The sequence below is a fragment of the Aliidiomarina sp. B3213 genome, assembly GCF_003290085.1.
GTDB lineage: Bacteria > Pseudomonadota > Gammaproteobacteria > Enterobacterales > Alteromonadaceae > Aliidiomarina.
Window position 1 is genome coordinate 480,254 of the sequence record NZ_QMKJ01000002.1, and the last position, 12,387, is coordinate 492,640.

General features: G+C 45.0%; 12 protein-coding genes and 1 pseudogene. 2 read left to right on the forward strand and 11 right to left on the reverse strand.

Translation table 11 applies throughout. The features are described 5' to 3' along the window. Positions 1-3: 3 nt before the first annotated feature. From mshL to DQX04_RS07515, 7 genes are all read right to left on the reverse strand, one after another. The gene (gene mshL / locus DQX04_RS07485) at positions 4-1,698 is read right to left on the reverse strand and encodes a pilus (MSHA type) biogenesis protein MshL (RefSeq protein WP_243618928.1); all 1,695 of its coding nucleotides are present in this window, start codon (positions 1,696-1,698) and stop codon (positions 4-6) included. Beyond that, positions 1,695-2,060 (reverse strand): hypothetical protein, encoded by a 366-nt coding sequence (locus DQX04_RS07490; RefSeq protein WP_111915271.1) that lies wholly within the window; start codon positions 2,058-2,060, stop codon positions 1,695-1,697. Before DQX04_RS07490 ends, mshL begins: the two co-directional genes overlap by 4 nt. After that, complete coding sequence (gene gspM, locus DQX04_RS07495) at positions 2,050-2,733, reverse strand: type II secretion system protein GspM (protein WP_111915272.1); 684 nt, start codon at positions 2,731-2,733, stop codon at positions 2,050-2,052. Before gspM ends, DQX04_RS07490 begins: the two co-directional genes overlap by 11 nt. Continuing rightward, positions 2,730-3,359, reverse strand: coding sequence for a PilN domain-containing protein (locus tag DQX04_RS07500; RefSeq protein WP_111915273.1), 630 nt, complete (start codon positions 3,357-3,359; stop codon positions 2,730-2,732). The genes gspM and DQX04_RS07500 overlap by 4 nt, the downstream gene beginning before the upstream one ends. Further along, positions 3,356-4,339, reverse strand: coding sequence for a hypothetical protein (locus DQX04_RS07505; protein ID WP_111915274.1), 984 nt, complete (start codon positions 4,337-4,339; stop codon positions 3,356-3,358). The genes DQX04_RS07500 and DQX04_RS07505 overlap by 4 nt, the downstream gene beginning before the upstream one ends. Before the next feature lie 358 nt (positions 4,340-4,697). Further along, positions 4,698-5,732, reverse strand: a complete 1,035-nt coding sequence (pyrC, locus tag DQX04_RS07510; RefSeq protein ID WP_111915275.1) for a dihydroorotase — start codon at positions 5,730-5,732, stop codon at positions 4,698-4,700. A 48-nt stretch (positions 5,733-5,780) separates the two neighbouring features. Then, on the reverse strand, positions 5,781-6,383 hold the full coding sequence (locus DQX04_RS07515; RefSeq protein ID WP_111915276.1) for a thymidine kinase: 603 nt from the start codon (positions 6,381-6,383) through the stop codon (positions 5,781-5,783). A gap of 156 nt (positions 6,384-6,539) precedes the next feature. Between DQX04_RS07515 and DQX04_RS07520 the strand changes: the two genes are divergently transcribed. Next, positions 6,540-7,802 (forward strand): adenosine deaminase family protein, encoded by a 1,263-nt coding sequence (locus DQX04_RS07520; RefSeq protein WP_111915277.1) that lies wholly within the window; start codon positions 6,540-6,542, stop codon positions 7,800-7,802. Between the two features lie 30 nt (positions 7,803-7,832). On the opposite strand, the gene DQX04_RS07525 is transcribed toward DQX04_RS07520, so the two are convergent. Further along, a complete protein-coding gene (locus DQX04_RS07525; protein ID WP_111915278.1) occupies positions 7,833-9,182 on the reverse strand; it encodes a diguanylate cyclase domain-containing protein in 1,350 nt (449 codons plus the stop codon). 143 nt (positions 9,183-9,325) lie between these two features. Here DQX04_RS07525 and DQX04_RS07530 point away from each other — a divergent pair, with 143 nt between their 5' ends. Continuing rightward, positions 9,326-10,333 (forward strand): GGDEF domain-containing protein, encoded by a 1,008-nt coding sequence (locus DQX04_RS07530; protein ID WP_111915279.1) that lies wholly within the window; start codon positions 9,326-9,328, stop codon positions 10,331-10,333. 2 nt (positions 10,334-10,335) lie between these two features. On the opposite strand, the gene DQX04_RS12620 is transcribed toward DQX04_RS07530, so the two are convergent. From DQX04_RS12620 to ssb, 3 genes and pseudogenes are all read right to left on the reverse strand, one after another. After that, the gene (locus tag DQX04_RS12620) at positions 10,336-10,746 is read right to left on the reverse strand and encodes a methyl-accepting chemotaxis protein (protein ID WP_370443885.1); all 411 of its coding nucleotides are present in this window, start codon (positions 10,744-10,746) and stop codon (positions 10,336-10,338) included. Positions 10,747-10,872: 126 nt separating this feature from the next. Then, positions 10,873-11,643: pseudogene (locus DQX04_RS12625) on the reverse strand (PAS domain-containing protein); the annotation flags it as partial. A gap of 135 nt (positions 11,644-11,778) precedes the next feature. Beyond that, positions 11,779-12,381, reverse strand: a complete 603-nt coding sequence (ssb, locus tag DQX04_RS07540; RefSeq protein WP_111915281.1) for a single-stranded DNA-binding protein — start codon at positions 12,379-12,381, stop codon at positions 11,779-11,781. Positions 12,382-12,387 lie beyond the last annotated feature (6 nt).

Here is a 12,387-nt window from a genome sequence, read left to right on the forward strand (position 1 = left end):
CTTTTATTCCGCGTCGTACCAACGGCGCAGCAATTCACGCGAGCGCTCTAATTCGGTGTCCCATGTTTCCGCACCAACGATGGTAGGGCGAAGCATAATCACTAGTTCTTTTTTCACTTCACGCTGACGACGGTTACTAAATAGCTCTCCCACTAAAGGAATACTCCCTAACACCGGCACACTAGAAACATCTTCGGTATAACTGGTTTGCATTAAACCACCAATGACAACCACCTCACCGTCGCGAGCTCTGATAATTGTGTCTGATTCCCGAATATTGCTGCGCGCTAGCGGTAGGACGAAACTCTCGTCGTTCAGGGAAATAATTTTTTCTTGTTCAGTGGTTTCCGTGACTGAAGGGTGAACATGCAGCGTAATGTCACCGTTGTCTCCTATTTGCGGTGTTACGTCGAGCGCAATACCCGAGAAAAATGGAGTTAGCTGAATGTTTGGCGACGACGTTGTGGCGTTACCCGTAATGGTTGTCGTGGAAACGTCAGTCACAAAGTACTCGTCTTCACCGACTTTAATAATCGACTTTTGGTTATTCGTTGCGGTAACTCTAGGACTAGAGAGCACTTGAACTTGACCTTGGTTCGACAACAATTGCACCATGCCGGCAAAGTCACTGTTGCTAAACGTAATACCTAACACGCCGCCTAAGCTGCCACTTTCAATGCTTGAGCCGCTGAATGAAGCGCCAAAACCTGAGCTTGCTGAAGTAATCCGAGACCAGTCTACGCCTTGTTGATACTGGTCATTCAACGTAACCTCTACAATACGCGCTTCGAGAACAACCTGGCGCTGTAAGCTTTGTTCTGCAGACTGTAAAAAGTCTTTCGCGGCACGAATTTCAGCAGGGTACGCGCGAATTGTCGCAAGTCCGGCTTGAGGAGAAACCACAACAGAACGGCCGCCACCGTCGCCAACGATTCCCGTAAGAATGTCTTCTAATTCGCTCCAAAAATCAGTTTCGTTAGACGTTGAAATAGAACTTCCACTCTGCCCCGTGCCAATTTGGCTCGAATTACTGCGATTGCTTTGACTTCCTTGATTCCCCAACAAGTCCGACCCAGTATAATTACTATTCGACTGACTATTACTGTTCTGGTTTAAGCGATTATTACCCGCTTGATCTGCCACTCCACCAGAAGTAATTTGTGTTTGGCTTAAGCCTAAGCGACGCAAAGACAGGTAATTCAGCGCCACGGTTTCTGTTCTTAATCCCGCAGGAAAAACTCTATAAATACGGCCTTGTTGGCGAATGTCGTAACCGAAAATGTCTTGAACAACGTCTAACGTTTCTTGCATGGTCACGTCGCGCAAGTTCAGCGTAATACCGCCGCGGACATCGGGGTGAACCACTACGCTGTATGGTGACTCAGCGGTAAGCTGGGCGAAAAAGTCGCGCGCTGCCATGTCTCGCGCTTGAATAGAAAAGCGCGGCTCTTCTAGCAACTGACGTACAGAATTAGACTGTAAATCACCACCCTGACGTAACTGAGCACGCACCTCGTCGGGTACGTTTCGTTGCTCTGCTCTTTGCGCCGTTGTAGGGTTGTTCGACAGGGCTTCATTAGCTTGCTCAGACAATTCTTCTGGCGGCGTCCCCATGCAACCAGACAGAGCCATTACAAGACCTCCTAACAATAAGGTCTTGCCCATATAGAACTGCATCAGGCTCACTGTCTTTTTCATGACGATTCCTTGCTTATACTCAACTGCCCTTGCTCAAAAACGGTCAAGCGCATAATTTCTTCTTCTCGCTGTAGCGTAACTTCATTGGCACCGATGTCTGTAACAGCCCACTCGCCTACGCGATCACCTACTCGGTAAATCTCATTATTAATGGTCGCTGTTGCCGCACTCTCAACATACCAGATGCTTTGCAAAGTTAAACGCAGGCTTCTCATACTCTCTACGAGAGAGCCCTGCTCGATCGTTGTCCCCTGGAGGAACGCATCGGGTGGACGAGTTGGATCAACCATTTTCTCTTCCGCCATGGCATGCGCATTAAAAAGCCCGACCAAAGACAACAAAAACACCATGCTACTGCGCATTTTCGCCTCCCTCGTCACTTTCTGCCGCCACTGTGCCATAACTCAGCGTATATAAATTAAGAGTTACCCTAGCTTGTGGGTACTGTATTACTTGATAATCTAAAGACTTCCAATAAAAACTTAAAGGCAATTCATTCAAGTTCGTTAGGTAATTATGAATTCCTTCAAAATCACCCTCGAGAACAACTTCTACAGGGTGACGATACACTTCCATAGCCGCCTGCTCAGTTGCTTGTTCCGAATCTTGAGTCGTTGTTAACGGTGCCGCCGGCTTTGCGTCGAAGTAGGTCAGCTCTAACGACTCTGTTGATATTAAAAGCGACTGAATCCAAGTTAACAGTTCACTAGGCTGCACAAATTCGGCCTGCGCCTCAAGACTTTGTGTTAGACGAGCATTCTGTCGTTGTAATTGCTCAATACGCTGCTCGGCACTTCGATTCAAATCAACATTCGCACGCGCCGTAAGCTCTGGTATTCCAGCTTCAAGGGCGGTGGTAGTAGTACGAACATTGTCTAGCTCGGTTTTAACTTGCGCCCGCTTTTCTAATGCTGGTTCTATCATAACCAAAAAGCCTATCCAGCCAATGATCCCGATCAATAAAACACCAAGAATCCACTGTTCTCTGATTGAGCGGCTGTCAAAACCATCTTTTAACCGTGCCCAAATTCTCATTGCTGTGAACCTCGAGCTTGTCTGGTTCCAGAACTTGCAACTTCTCTAGGGCTAGAGACTATGGCGAAATTCAATGCACGTTCACTGTCTCGCTGTAATTCAACAACTGAGAATCGATATGGACTAAGCGTATCTACTTCCTTAAATCGCTCCATCCAATTTGGAATTGCTGCCGGTTGCACGGTTTTTCCGTATATTTCTAATCCACTTTGGTCAGCATAGATTCGCGTTAACCAAATGCCTTCAATATGCACTCGAGACAGATCACCCAATACTTGGCTAAAGTCGATATTGCTCAACCTGTTCGTTGTGTCAAAACGTTGTAGCAACCTTGTTTTCGCAGTTACTTCTCGCTCTAACACACGTTCGCTTCTCACTAACTCAGGTGCTACCCGGGCGTTACTTACGCGCGCGTTTAATGTAGCTACTTCATTTTGTAACTCGGTTAGCTCAGCCTGTTGTTTGTTCACTTTGCTCTGCAACGATGCAGTCGACACTTTAATCATAATCAGCGCTGTGACCAAAAACACTACAACCAAACTTGCGGCAATACTTACTTTGTTTGCCGATATAAGCTTTATTTCAGGTTTTAAAGACGCTTGGTAGAGGTTAACGCGATACTTCATGCCGCTGCCTCCGCGTCAGAGTCTGCTGCTATGAGCCACAGTAAGCCACTTAATACTGCGAGGTCACTAAAGTCACCCGCGCGAAGCTCTTTCGCCCAGTCCGGGTATTGCAAGACACTACTCTGCATACCCAGTTGCGCGCCCACCATATCGACAATTTGCGGGGCTTGCGGATGATTGGTGGCTAAAACCACTTGCGTGAGCGGCGCTTGCCTAAGTTGGCTTGTATAGAAGTCGAGTGAGCGCTGTATTTCCAAGGCCAGCTGTTCGACCTCGTCCATGTTTTCGGGAGACATTTTCCCGATCTGGGTAATACGCGTTAACTCTCTGTTCAACACTAACCTTTGCTGCGCAATAATATGTAGTTCGTTACTTTCATGCTGGGTTTGAGAAAGTGCCAAAATACGCTCATCAGGGGCAAACCAATACGTAAAGGCGACGTCTGCATTTACAATACCCTGAACATCAAACTTCTGTTCGTGAATAATGTCGAGTAGAGGCTGTAAAAACGAACGGCTAGCCGCGATAGCCACAATTTTGTTTTCGCTACCGGCCTGAATAGGCAAGTCGCAGTAGTCGACAACCATGTCTGCGGCGTCGATATTCACCAAATCTTTCAAGGTCCATTGTAATGCGGCGGGAATGTCATCTTCAGCAACATCGGGCTTGTCGACACTCACTTGCTCAACGTATGCAGAGCTTAAAACGATCTGCAACGGCTGTTGTTTGAAGTCGAATTTGTCGTAACGCTTGAGTAATTTAGCTAATGCTTTGGCATGGTTGTCGTTAGCAACTTCAATTTCGTCATTAACAACAAGCTCCCACGCTTTACTATTCCAGGAAAGAACTGACGAAGAGGCTATGCCATCCTTTTTCTTAGATTTCAGGATAGCTAAATGAAGTGCTTTTTTCTGCACGCTAACAGCATATACATATTGCTGCTGATTTCTTTGCGGCCATTTAAACACGTTAAAACTCATGCTCCCTTCGGCGAATTACTGGCGTCCTACCAGTACTTCAATTTTATTATAATTATGCTCGCGAAAGATATCCCCCGCGAATTCTACAACACCGTGTGTTTGCGCTTATTTCACATGACCTTCGCCAGGGTAAAATAATAATTGACCATAGGAATTTTATCCATTTGTCTATTTTAACGGCAATCGTGTTAAAAGTCTTGTAATTTCGATATAACAAAGAGGGTATTTTAAGGGGTGAAAAAAGTGCACGCCCCGGCGTGAAATTCACAGCGCGGAGCGTGGCAGGGGTTCCTGCGGGGGCAGGAATTCTTTTCAAATGGTTTAACTAGCTATCGGATGTTACCAGCAGAGCTTGAACTTAATTTTCACATTTCCATTGCAGCTGCTCGTTTGCCCAATAAGGAACAAAAGGTTCGCTACCGATTTGAACGCTTGCAGGTACTGTCCAAGTGCTACGTTTCAATGTGATCTTGTCTTCATTCACGGGTAAACCATAAAACTCTGCACCAAAACGGCTCGCGAAGTTTTCTAACTTATCTAATGCGTCCATACGGCTAAAGAACTCAGCGTATAACTCAATAGCAGCAGGAGCCGAATAACAACCTGCACAACCACATGCGGCTTCCTTTTTATGACGAGCATGTGGTGCAGAGTCTGTACCTAAAAAGAATTTCGGACTACCGCTAACTGCAACAGCTTGTAAGGCTTCTTGGTGTGTTCTGCGCTTCAATACCGGTAAGCAAAAGTTATGCGGCCTTACGCCACCCACTAATAAGTCGTTACGGTTCATTAATAGGTGCTGCGGAGTAATCGTTGCACCCACGCCAGCGTGAGACTCTTTCACAAAGTCGGCTGCATCTTTTGTAGTAATGTGCTCAAGTACCAGTTTTAAACGTGGGTGCTTGTTTACAATCCCAACTAAGTGGCGATCAATAAATTCTTTTTCACGATCAAAGATATCGATTTCAGACTCCGTGACTTCGCCGTGGACGAGCAATGGAACGCCCTCTTCTTCCATGGCCTCAAAAACAGGTCCCATGTCTGCTACCGAAGTTACACCTGCGTCTGAATTTGTAGTTGCTCCTGCTGGGTAGAGCTTAAAGCCAATAACATCAGGATTCGCCGCTGCTTGGCGAATATCATTCACTGACGTCGTTTGCGTGAGGTAAAGTGCCATCAACGGCTGGAATGTATGGCCCTGAGGAAGAGCGGCCATAATGCGCTGCCGATATTCCATAGCCGCAGCAACCGTAGTTACCGGCGGAACCAGATTAGGCATAATGACAGCACGATTGAACACCTTCGCAGAAGCTGGAACTGTACCGGCTAATAGGTCATCGTCTCGTAAATGAAGGTGCCAGTCGTCGGGGCGAATAATACTCAAAGTATCCATGTACAGTCCTCAGTCGATAAATGTGCGAGGAATTATACTGGAAACCGGTTACTTTGACATCGCCTCAGACCAATGTTGTCTGCAGCAGGATATATAACGGTCGTTACCACCAATGGCAATTTGCTCACCGGCTTTTACAGCATTGCCATTTTCGTCGACTCTCAACGACATCGTAGCTTTACGACCACAGTGACAAATCGTTTTCATTTCAGCCAGTTTGTCAGCCACAGCCAACAGCACAGCACTACCGGCAAATGCTTTACCAAAGGCATCGGTGCGAATGCCGTAACACATTACAGGAATGTTCTGCTCGTCGACCACACGGGTAAGTTGCCACACTTGTTGTTCGGTAAGAAACTGAGCTTCGTCGATAAGTACACAGTCTATAGCAGGCCGGGCTTTACGTGTTTGCTGCCATTTTTGCTCGATGCTCTGAATTAGTTCAGCTAAGTTTTCATTTTCGGTAAACGGCATGGCTTCACGCCCAATACCCAAGCGAGACTGAATTTTTCCAACACCTGCTCGGTTATCTAAGTTCGGTGTAAGTAATAAAACTTTCTGCCCTCTTTCTTCGTAATTGTGGGCAACTTGTAGCAAAGAAGTACTTTTCCCTGCATTCATTGCAGAGTATGTAAAATAAAGTGAAGCCATTGTTGGTCCGTTATAAAGCGTGGTGAGATTATTTTTATTTTAGCTATTTGCCCGATTACTTTACCGAAGCCGACTCATGAAGACAATTTCCAAACCGAGCAATTCAGTATATTTTCAGATATAATATTCGGTTAAATTCACGCCACGGAGACGCTTATGCCATTTAGCCCGAAAGCCTCAGATTCACCCGCCAAGTTTTCTCTCGACTTTATTCGCGAAATGCCAAAAGCCGACTTGCATTTGCACTTAGACGGCAGCTTACGTATTGAGTCACTTATTGAGATGGCTAAAGCAGGTAAAATCGAGCTTCCTTCTTATACCGTAGACGGTTTGTACGACAAGGTTTTCAAGTCGCACTATGCGAACCTAGGTGAATACCTGAACGGTTTCCAATACACCTGTGCCGTACTACGTGATTTAGAGAATATGGAACGTGCGTCTTACGAATTGGCAATGGACAACCTAGAGGAAGGCGTAAACTACATTGAAGTTCGTTTCGCCCCGCAACTGCTGATGGACCCAGCCAATGGCATTGGCTTCGACGAAGTTATGCATGCTGTGAACAACGGTTTAGCCCGAGCGAAAAGTGAGTATAACCAGCGCCCAGACGTAGGGTTAAGTGAAGGGTTAAAGCCTCCATTTGAATACGGCATCATTAACTGCGCAATGCGTATGTTTGGTAAGAAAGGGTTTTCTCCGTATTACACGCAACTATTTAACTTAATGCGCGACCACGATGATATGGCAGTGATCAAAGCTGCTGCTATGGAAATGATACGCGCCAGTATTCGTATGCGTGACGAAGAAGGTCTACCTATCGTAGGGTTAGACATAGCCGGACAAGAAAATGGTTACCCTGCCAAAAAATTCAAGGAAGTATACGAGTATGCACACCAGAACTTTTTACTCAAAACCGTACATGCCGGCGAAGCCTATGGTGCAGAAAGTATTTTCGAAGCGCTTACTAAGTGCTACGCAGATCGTTTAGGCCACGGCTATTCTTTGTTCTCACCTGACATGATTGAAGACGCCAGCATTAAAGACAAGAAAGCGTATAGCGAACACTTAGCGTCTTATATTGCTGATAGAAGAATTGCGGTAGAAGTTTGCTTAACCAGCAACTTACAAACTAACCCTGCTATTGGTGACATTAAGAACCATAACTTCAAGCACATGCTAGAGAACCGCCTGGCTACCGTGATATGTACTGACAACCGTTTGGTATCGAGAACCACTGTCAGTGACGAGTATAAACTAGCACTCGATAACTTCCCGGTACCCGTAAAACGTTTAAAAGATATGGTTGCTTATGGGTTTAAAAAGAATTTCTTCCCAGGCAGCTATATTGAAAAGCGTGCGTACGCGAAGCATACGTTGAATTACTTTGACACGATTGCGCACAAGTACGGATTAATTTAACGAAAAAACAAAAAAGAGCTAGGAATTTACCTAGCTCTCGTTCTCTTTTCTTTCTCGTTTATTTTCATACATTTTCTTGTCTGCTGTTTTTAGCAGATCATCAAGGCTTTTACCCTCTTCACTATAGGTAGCAGTGCCTATACTCGCGCCTACATAAAGCTTCTTTCCGTTGTGCTCAATGGTGGTCTCCACAATGGCTGTACGAATCTTCTCAACCACAAAATCTAAATCTTTAAAGCTACGCATTCGAGTAAGAAGCAGTAAAAACTCATCGCCTCCAATTCGAGCTGCCACATCTGTACTTGAGATCGACTTACGCAGCGTGTCAGCGACAGCAATTAGCATATCGTCACCAACTTTATGCCCATACAGGTCATTAATTTGCTTAAAACCGTCTAAATCTATATACAAAATGGCAAACTGAATTCTTTCTTTTGCGTTCTTGGACATCAAAAGCTCTGTGAATTGGTCCAAATATCTTAAATTTGTCAATCCGGTGAGTTTATCCTCGCGTGCGTGTTTACGCGCCAAATTCAAGGCCCAGTCGGTGTATCCAAGTATAGCTAGGATAGCGAACAATAGAGATATACCCAGAATACGAACAAGGTGTTCCCGGTACCAGGCGATGCGCTCAGAAAAAGCCGTCAGCTTCTCATAAGCTAGGATCCAGTTGCCATTGGGTAAATTAACAACTAACTCGGGGTTACCCCCTTCGAATATCGATTCTTCCCCGTAAAATATATCTCCATCTCGACCACGCCCGTGTCTGCCCCGTAACGCAAACCGAACACCTTGATCGGCTAACTCCGTCAGGCCTGCTTCATCAAACAAGATATCTGTATTGATAACTACACTTGCTCCTCCCCAATAACGATCAGGGTTGTTGACCTCGAAAATAGGAACTCGTGCTATCAAGGCTGTACCACCTTGCACTAAGTTTACGGGTCCTGAAACCACCATTTCCTTAGATTCCATCGCTTGGCGAACAGATGCGTACTGAATTGGGTTAGTTCGAAAATCAAAGCCAATGGCTTCCTCATTGCCCTCTAGGGGATAGACATAGCGAATAATATTGTCAGGGGCCAGACCGATATTACGAATAGCGTCCGCCCGCTCATACAAAGCTCTTGCTATAGGTTCCCATTCCTCTGAGTCAGAATTCGGATTCGCAGATATATAAGTTGCTAAGGACTCAGACAAGTAGATGTCATGAAAAATAATGGATTCTAGTTGCGCTCTTGCGAGCTGAAATTTCAGCGAGCGTTCAGCTCTTTCTTCTGAAAGGAGTTGGTCGCGGTATGCAGATTGTGCATATTCAATGCCTACAATGCTTAAAAGCATCAAAGGAACAGCTAAGTATATTGTTATGCTTTTTTTCATTGGATCCTTTGTTCGCAAATGCGACCGACTGTACAGGACAGTGATATTTTACAGCTCTTAAACCATAGAGTTCAGAGGTAATAGCTTAAATACGACGATTGTCATAGAATCGAGCAGTTAACCATAAAAAAAGTACAAAATAAATGAATGCATATCAGGCTCTTGAGCACCAGAGAAAACTTCTTTTTGTGACATTATGGTTGGTTATTACGCTCTCATTAGTCATAGGATCAATCAATGTTGTCTCTTTTCAAGCGAACACCATAGCATCTTTTAATTTCACTTCAGCTGTACTGGGATTGGTGATTCTTCTATATTTCAAACGGACCCAAAATCTTAATGTTGCTTCATGGTCGGTCATTCTGGCCGTAATTTTTAATCTCTTTATGTTTATCTTTATTGCAAAAGGACAAGCATATTCATTAATTTGGTTTACGGTCTTAGCGCCGCTCAGCTTTTTCTTACTCGGGAAAACTGCAGCTTCTTGGGTATCCGCAATCGCTTTTGTTTTAGCATTAATTTATGTGGGATTTTCACTTCCTAACTCGAACCCACACCCACTTAAAGTTGGCGCATTACTTAACGTCGCAGAAGTATTTGTAGTGCTGTGGTTCCTATTTAGGTATTACGAACGCGCTAGGCAAGACGCGTATCAAGCACTCGAAAAGGTGTCCATTACCGACCGTCTAACCGGTTTACATAACCGCGGTCGATTGGAAGATTTACTGGACTACCACTTACAACTTGCAAAGCGGGATTCATCGCCTCTATCTATTGTGCTAGCAGACATAGATTACTTTAAAAACGTTAACGATGAGTTTGGTCATCTGGAAGGAGACAGAGTTCTTAAACAAGCTGCGAAAGATTTAAGGTCGGGAATACGGGAGACAGATATCATTGGTCGCTGGGGCGGAGAAGAATTTTTACTAGTGTGTCCCGACACTGCTTCCACAGGTGCAGCGACATTAGCTGAGAAATTACGAGACCAAGTTGCTAAACGCGTACAAACTCTCGACGGTAAATCAGTAACGCTTAGCTTTGGAGTGGTTACGGCGCATCCCAACGACACACCTACTCAGCTTATTTCAAGAGCAGACAAAGCCCTTTACCAAGCGAAAGAGCGCGGCCGTAACCTCGTCATCACAAACTAATATTATTTGAGCAGCTCGTTCAAGTTACCCATCTGCACTCTTAACTCTTCGATGGTTTGGTCGAGCTGGCCGAAGCTTAAAACAGCTTCTTCCATTTGCGTTACGTTGGCGTCTGAACTTGCCGAAACTTCTTCTACAGTGGTCGAAATTTCACCCATTAAACTAGCGTTACGAGAAACTACATGTTCAATTTTCGAAGTCGCCTCTTGGGTTCTTTTCGCAAGCGTTCTCACCTCGTCTGCAACTACGGCAAACCCTCGACCTGATTCACCCGCTCGCGCAGCTTCTATCGCAGCATTAAGTGCCAATAAATTCGTTTGCTCTGCAATTGCGTTAATCGTGGTTACAATGGTTACAATATCTTTAGACTGTTCGTTGAGCTGCGAAGACAATTCACCCACAGTTCGAATCATGCCCGAAAGTTCTTCTCCCGAGGCTCGGGTAGAAGACAATTTTTGTTTGGACGTTGAAGACTGAGAGTTTGCATGGTCACATTGGGTATTCACGCGATCGCTAATGTCTCTGACCGCAACGACTCGATGTGTTACATCGGAAGCCACTTTAATAATACGATTGACTACGCCATCACGGTTATAAATTGGATTATATGTAGCCTCTAACCAAATATCGTTGCCGCGTTTATCTCTTCTGTGAAACCGCCCATCAAAATACTCACCGCGTTGAAGCTTGGTCCAAAAGTCTGGGTTTTCCTTATAAAACGACTCGTCACAAAACATTTTATGATGTTTACCCACAACCTCACTTTCTTCATAACCAACAAGAGATAAAAAGTTCTCGTTAGCACTGACAATAACGCCTTCAGGGGTAAATTCTATAACGCCCATCGACCTGTTCAGTGCATCGGTCAGAGCTTCTAGCTCTCGTAATCTGTGTCTACTCTCTGTAATGTCTGAAGCAATTTTCATGACCTTTACGACTTCGTTATTACTATTCGTTACCGGAAAATAGGTCGCACTTAACCACACGAGGTCGCCGTTTTTCTTAACGCGACGAATATTGCCTGAGCTGGCATGTCCCTCCGCCAGCATACGCCAGTGTTTTTTATAGTCTTCAGAATTAGAATATTTGTCCTCACAGAGGATACGATGATGTTTCCCAATCAAATCGGAAGGGCTGTACCCGGTAACATCTGCAAAGAGCTGGTTTACTTGTTCTATTACACCTTGGGGAGTGAACTCGATATAAGGAACGTGTTGTCTAATCGACTTTAAATAATCAATAGAAACTTCGTTTGCAGAGGAAGGAGCAGGTTTATCATTTTCTTTTTTTAGAAAACCAAACATAGTCATGTCCAAGCTATTTTCATATAACTTTAAAATTAGACTAAAAACGAAAGGTTATCCACGCTTAGTGTACTGAATTATCAACATAAAAAAGCCCCGCAAATGCGAGGCTTATCTAGTTTATGTGATATTCCATTCTGATTAAAATGGAATATCGTCATCAAAGTCGTTGTTTGGCATTGGAGCAGGTTGCGGAGCTGGTTGCTGCTGCGGCTGAGCCGGCTGGCCATAACCACCTTGTCCCCCCTGATTACCTTGCGACTGTTGCTGAGGCTGACCGTAACCACCGCCTTGCTGTTGTTGCTGTGGTTGGCCGTATCCGCCTTGGTTTTGCTGAGGCTGCTGAGCAGGCTTCTGCTGTTGCTGCCAGTTATTAGAACCTTGGCTTTGGCCTCCAAAGTCACCGCGACTGTCTAGCATTTGTAGGTCGTTACAAACAATTTCAGTGGTGTAACGGTCTTGCCCGTCTTGGCCCTGCCACTTACGCGTTTGCAAACGGCCTTCGATATAAACCTTAGAACCCTTTTTCAGGTACTCACCTGCAATTTCAGCCACACGGCGATAACAAACCACACGGTGCCATTCGGTATTTTCACGCTGCTCACCAGTTTGTTTGTCTTTCCAAGTTTCGCTCGTTGCGACACTTAGGTTGGCCATGGCTTGACTATTTTGCGTGTAACGGACTTCTGGATCTGAACCTAAGTTACCGATCAAAATAACCTTGTTGATACCACGACTCGCCATAATCCT

What these genes read in the sequence shown, in the direction of transcription:
- ssb (WP_111915281.1), bottom strand. Translation starts at nt 12,381, where the DNA reads ATGGCGAGTCGTGGTATCAACAAGGTTATTTTGATCGGTAACTTAGGT.
- DQX04_RS07500 (WP_111915273.1), bottom strand. Translation starts at nt 3,359, where the DNA reads ATGAAGTATCGCGTTAACCTCTACCAAGCGTCTTTAAAACCTGAAATA.
- DQX04_RS07515 (WP_111915276.1), bottom strand. Translation starts at nt 6,383, where the DNA reads ATGGCTTCACTTTATTTTACATACTCTGCAATGAATGCAGGGAAAAGT.
- DQX04_RS07505 (WP_111915274.1), bottom strand. Translation starts at nt 4,339, where the DNA reads ATGAGTTTTAACGTGTTTAAATGGCCGCAAAGAAATCAGCAGCAATAT.
- DQX04_RS07520 (WP_111915277.1), top strand. Translation starts at nt 6,540, where the DNA reads ATGCCATTTAGCCCGAAAGCCTCAGATTCACCCGCCAAGTTTTCTCTC.
- mshL (WP_243618928.1), bottom strand. Translation starts at nt 1,698, where the DNA reads ATGAAAAAGACAGTGAGCCTGATGCAGTTCTATATGGGCAAGACCTTA.
- DQX04_RS07525 (WP_111915278.1), bottom strand. Translation starts at nt 9,182, where the DNA reads ATGAAAAAAAGCATAACAATATACTTAGCTGTTCCTTTGATGCTTTTA.
- DQX04_RS12620 (WP_370443885.1), bottom strand. Translation starts at nt 10,746, where the DNA reads ATGATTCGAACTGTGGGTGAATTGTCTTCGCAGCTCAACGAACAGTCT.
- DQX04_RS07490 (WP_111915271.1), bottom strand. Translation starts at nt 2,060, where the DNA reads ATGCGCAGTAGCATGGTGTTTTTGTTGTCTTTGGTCGGGCTTTTTAAT.
- gspM (WP_111915272.1), bottom strand. Translation starts at nt 2,733, where the DNA reads ATGAGAATTTGGGCACGGTTAAAAGATGGTTTTGACAGCCGCTCAATC.
- pyrC (WP_111915275.1), bottom strand. Translation starts at nt 5,732, where the DNA reads ATGGATACTTTGAGTATTATTCGCCCCGACGACTGGCACCTTCATTTA.
- DQX04_RS07530 (WP_111915279.1), top strand. Translation starts at nt 9,326, where the DNA reads ATGAATGCATATCAGGCTCTTGAGCACCAGAGAAAACTTCTTTTTGTG.